This window comes from Billgrantia endophytica (assembly GCF_002879615.1).
In the GTDB taxonomy this organism is placed as follows: domain Bacteria; phylum Pseudomonadota; class Gammaproteobacteria; order Pseudomonadales; family Halomonadaceae; genus Halomonas; species Halomonas endophytica.
Genome location: NZ_PNRF01000011.1, coordinates 1 through 3,537 on the forward strand (window position 1 = coordinate 1; position 3,537 = coordinate 3,537).

At 67.3% G+C, this 3,537-nt stretch carries 1 protein-coding gene; it reads left to right on the forward strand.

Translation table 11 applies throughout. The features are described from left to right. Nucleotides 1-310: 310 nt before the first annotated feature. The coding region (locus C1H69_RS04970) for a two-partner secretion domain-containing protein (RefSeq protein ID WP_133154954.1) at nucleotides 311-3,537 on the forward strand (3,227 nt) is incomplete at its 3' end.

Sequence of the window (3,537 nt, forward strand, 5' to 3'; positions counted from 1 at the left end):
CCGATGGGCAGCTTCTTGCGGGTCATGGCGATCACCTGCGCGGGAAGACGAAGGCGATTGTAGCGTGTATCGCATCGCCCTGGCGATGCACTGGCGGTGTTTGAGAGGCGGCGGATTTTGCCTGTGCGTCCCCCATTCACCCGCTATTTTGCCTGTGCGTCCCTAATATGGCGACAGCCCTTCATTCCCCACCGCGCATGCTGTTCAATCCTGCTTAATTGAAGCCATCGCTCGCATCGTCGGCATTCCGTTCCCTTCGGCGCGGCACAGGCATGAAACACGACAAATAAGAAATGCAGGGGAACACACCATGAATCGCCTCTATCGCACTCTCCACCGTTTCTCTTCCCGCCGGGCGTTGGGTGTCTGGCGGGTCGTTGCCGAAACGGCCCGTGGCCGGGGCAAGTCCTCGCTGGGTGGCAGCGCCGCCGTGGCGCTGTTGGGCGTCGTCGTCCTCGCGCCGAGCCAGGCCCACGCCGCCGACCTGCCCAGCGGCGGGCAGGTGGTGCTCGGCGACGGCCAGATCGGCCTGCCCGACGGCCGGCACCTCACCATCGACCAGCTCAGCGATAAACTCGCCATCGACTGGGACAGCTTCGATATCGGCGCCGACCACCGCGTGACCTTCCAGCAGCCCGGTGCGGATGCCATCGCGCTCAACCGCGTGCTCGGCGCCGACGGCTCGGCGATCCTCGGCCAGCTCGACGCCAATGGCCGGGTCTTCCTGCTCAACCCCAACGGCGTGCTGTTCGGCCCCGGCGCCGAGGTCAACGTCGGCGGTCTGGTGGCTTCCACCCTGGCACTTTCCAACGAAGACTTCGCCGCCGGCGACTTCCATTTCCAGGGCGACGGCGGCAACGCCGGCATCGTCAACCACGGATCGATTCGCGCCGCCGACGGCGGCGCCATCGCCCTGCTCGGCGGCACGGTCTCCAACCACGGCACCCTCGTCGCCCACCAGGGCAGCGTGGCGCTGGCCGCCGGCGACGCCATCACCCTCGACTTCGCCGGCGACGGCCTGCTCAACGTGCAGGTCGACGAGGCCGTGGTCGACGCCCTGGTCGAGAACCACCAGTTGATCCAGGCCGACGGCGGCCAGGTCCTGCTCACCGCCAATGCCGGCGACGCCCTGCTGCAAACCGTGGTCAACCACACCGGCGTGATCGAAGCGCAGACCCTCGATGAGCGTGACGGGCGGATCGTGCTGCTCGGCGATTTCGCCGGCGGCAGCGTAGAGGTCGCCGGCACCCTCGACGCCAGCGCCCCGCATGGCGGCGACGGCGGCTTCATCGACACCAGCGGCGCCCACGTGCGCATCCACGACGGCACCAGCGTCACCACCCTGGCCGCCGACGGGCGCACCGGCGACTGGCTGATCGACCCCACCGACTTCACCATCGGTGAGGGCAACGCGGAAAAGAGCGACAGCGGTATCGGCGCCGCGACGCTAGCCGCCAACCTCGAGAGCAGCAATATCGAACTGGCCACCGTGGCCAGCGGCGACGAGCCCGGCGATATCCACGTTGATGCCGCGGTGGACTGGTACGAAAACACCACCCTGACCCTGAGCGCCCACAACGACATTCATGTCAACGCCGATATCAGCGCCCGCGGCGACAGCGCCGGGCTGGTGCTCAACCACGGCGGTTATCGACAAAACGATGGCACGACAAGCCCCGGCAGCGACTACCACCTCAACGGCGCCTCGATCACCCTCGGCGGTGACGACGCCAGCCTTGAAATCAACGGCCAGAACTACACCCTGATCCACACCGTCGAGGAGTTGCAGGACATGGCCGGCAGCGGCCACTACGCCCTGGGCGGGGAGATCGACGCCAGAGCCACCGCCGGCTGGAACGATGGCGCGGGCTTCGATCCCATCGGCGGCAACTCCTCGACGCGCTTCACCGGCACCTTCGCCGGGCTGGGCCATACCATTGGCGACCTGACCATCGCCCGGTCTGGGCCTATCGGCACTCAGGTCGGCCTGTTTGGTTACGCCGGCAGCGGCGCGACGATTCGCGATATCGGCCTGGTGGGCGGCAGCGTCTCGGGCAACAGGTTTGTCGGCGGGCTGGTGGGGTATAACCGTGGCAGCATCACCGACGCCTACGCCACCGGCGCCGTGACCGGCAATAGTGACGTCGGCGGGCTGGTCGGGCGGAATTACGGCAGCATCAGCCAGGCCTATGCCACCGGTGACGTCGAGGGTAGTGGTAGCAGGGTCGGCGGGCTGGTGGGGGATAACCAGGGCAGCATCAGCCATGCCTACGCCACCGGTGACGTCGAGGGTAGTGGTAGCAGGGTCGGCGGGCTGGTCGGGCGGAATTACGGCAGCATCACCGACGCCTACGCCACCGGCGCCGTGACCGGCAGTAGTGACGTCGGCGGGCTGGTCGGGGGTAACCCGGGCGGCAGCATCAGCCAGGCCTATGCCACCGGTGACGTCACGGCCAGTAGTGACGTCGGCGGGCTGGTCGGGAGTAACCCAGGCGGCAGCATCAGCCAGGCCTATGCCACCGGTGACGTCGAGGGTAGTGGTAACGTGGTCGGCGGGCTGGTCGGGGATAACTGGAATGGCAGCATCACCGACGCCTACGCCACCGGCAGCGTCTCGGGCAATAACAATGTCGGCGGGCTGGTCGGGTATAACAGTGGCAGTGGCAGCATCAGCGATGCCTTCCGCGCCACCACCGACGCCGATGGCAATCCCATCAATACTGGCCTGAACAGCCTTGGCACCGGCAGGACCTGGGACGAGCTGACGTCGCTGGAGACCTTCGCCGGCTGGGATATCGACGGTCAGGGCGGCAGCGATACGCTATGGCGCCTCTACGAAGGCCACACCACGCCGCTGCTGCGCGGCTTCCTGACACCCATCACGGTGACGGCCAACGATGACACCGTCACCTACGATGGCACCTCGCAGACCGGCGCTGCCGGCTACGCCATCGACCCCCACGATGCCGACCTGCTGTCCGGTTCGGACTCCATCACCGGCGGCGGGCGCGATGCCGGCACCCACACGCTCGGCCTCGATGGCCTCTGGTCCACCCAGCAGGGCTACGATCTGATCGTCGACGAAGGCACCCTGACCATCGACCCGCGTCCGATCACCGTCAGTGCCGATGATCTTGCCAAGGTCTACGGTGAGGCCGATCCAACGCTGACCTGGCAAGTCACCGAGGGCAATCTGGTCTTCGATGACAGCCTGAGCGGCAGCCTGTCGCGTGATGCGGGAGAAAATGTCGGCGGTTACACCATCGGCCAGGGCTCGCTGGAGCATGGCAACTACGCCATCACCTTCGATGAGGGCGTGCTGACCATCACCGCCATTCCCACCCCAGAACCCGAACCGACGCCGGACCCCGGGGCGGCCGTCATGCCCCCCGGCTACCTGGCGGCGCTGGGCTCTGCTCATACTCAGGCCCGCACCCAGGCCGAGGAGCAGGACCGAGCGGGTGGCGACATCGACACCCGCCTGCCGGCGGGTGACGAAGAGGGTGAGGCTGGCGGCCTCTACCGGGTCGTCGACGG